A 1,425-nucleotide genomic window follows, 5' to 3' on the forward strand; every position below is an offset into this window, starting at 1 on the left:
GCTTTATGGCCTGGTGGTGTTCACGGTCTCCACTCTGGCAGCAGTGGCGTTTCTGGAACACGGGGAACAGAGCTACCGGAAAGACTCTCAGCGTTATACATCCATTACTTCTGTTATTGAGTTGAGAACCGAAGCAGCCCGGAAAGATATTGATAGCGGCTATAGGAATCGTGCTCTGGAAACACTGGACAAGATCGAGGAACAGAATCAGGAACGTTCGGTCCTGACCAGTGACTCTCCTTTTGCCAGAACCGCAGAACTCTATGGAGTAGACAGTGAACAGGCCCGGCGCTTTGCGTTCCTGATCTTTGCTTTGCTTCTGGATGGCGGCGCGGTTTTGGCCAGTTGTCTGATTGCTCTGGAGCGCAGGCAGGAACGGGAACAGGAACACCGAGAACAGGAACGGGAACACCGAGAACAGGAACGGGAACACCGAGAACAGGAACAGGAACACCGAGAACAGGAACGGGAACACCGGGAACCGAGAACGGAAACGCAGGAGGAACAGGAACAAGATTCAGAAACGCAAGAGCAAGAGCCAGAAGAAACAGAACTCAGCAAACTGGAGGAAGCCAGGCAGCTGATAAGAGAACAGACTCCCGGAGAAATGATCTCCGTGCGGTTTGTTAAAGACAGCCTGAAGGTTGGGTACCCGAAGGCGAAACACATCATCAAACAAATGGAACAGATGGGACTGATTGCGGCGAGTGGTAAGTCCTTTATTGTGAATGGAGAATAAGAATGAAACATCTAATGGTCGATCTGGAAACCATGGGCAACGGCAGTCAGGCTGCCATTATTGGCATCGGGGCTTGTTTCTTTGACCCGGTAACAGGTCAGATCGGGGAGACCTTCTCTCGAAATGTCACTTTGCAGTCTTCAGTGGATGAAGGCTTAAAGATGGACGTTTCCACCGTTGAGTGGTGGTTGAAGCAGGACGATGATGCACGGGCTATCTTCCAGCGTTCCGGCTATCCATTACCAGAAGTGTTACAGGAATTTCTTGACTTCATCCCGGAGAGACTCAGGCGCTCTGTCCAGCTCTGGGGCAATGGTGCCTCGTTCGATAATGTGATTCTGGAAAATGCCTTTGATGTCTGTGGTCTGAAAGCGCCCTGGGCCTTTTGGAATCATCGGGACGTGAGAACCATCGTTGAGCTGGGCCGGACGATCCTGGGCATTGATCCCAAGCGGGACTTTTTTTTCGATGGGGTTAAGCATGATGCGTTGAGCGATGCTGTTCATCAGGCGAGGTATGTGTCTGCGATCTGGGGGGAGTTGCAGGGCGCGGTGGATCTGGCTCGGACTGTCGAGGGTGGGAAGGCTGAGAAGGAGTTGGCTTTGCATTTTAGGGAGTGATCACTAAAGCGCTCCCAGAAAGAAAACCCCGCTGCTATGGCGGGGTTTGTTGCATTTGCTATCTCT

2 protein-coding genes are annotated in these 1,425 nt (G+C 52.0%); both read left to right on the forward strand.

Annotation, left to right across the window (positions count from 1 at the left end; all coding sequences use genetic code 11):
* The coding region (locus tag KDK17_RS05815) for a hypothetical protein (protein WP_257287572.1) at positions 1-739 on the forward strand (739 nt) is incomplete at its 5' end.
* A gap of 2 nt (positions 740-741) precedes the next feature.
* Positions 742-1,359, forward strand: a complete 618-nt coding sequence (locus KDK17_RS05820) for a 3'-5' exonuclease (RefSeq protein ID WP_257253891.1) — start codon at positions 742-744, stop codon at positions 1,357-1,359.
* Positions 1,360-1,425: the final 66 nt, after the last annotated feature.

It is taken from the genome of Endozoicomonas sp. SESOKO2 (assembly GCF_024606245.1).
Classification (GTDB): domain Bacteria; phylum Pseudomonadota; class Gammaproteobacteria; order Pseudomonadales; family Endozoicomonadaceae; genus Endozoicomonas_A.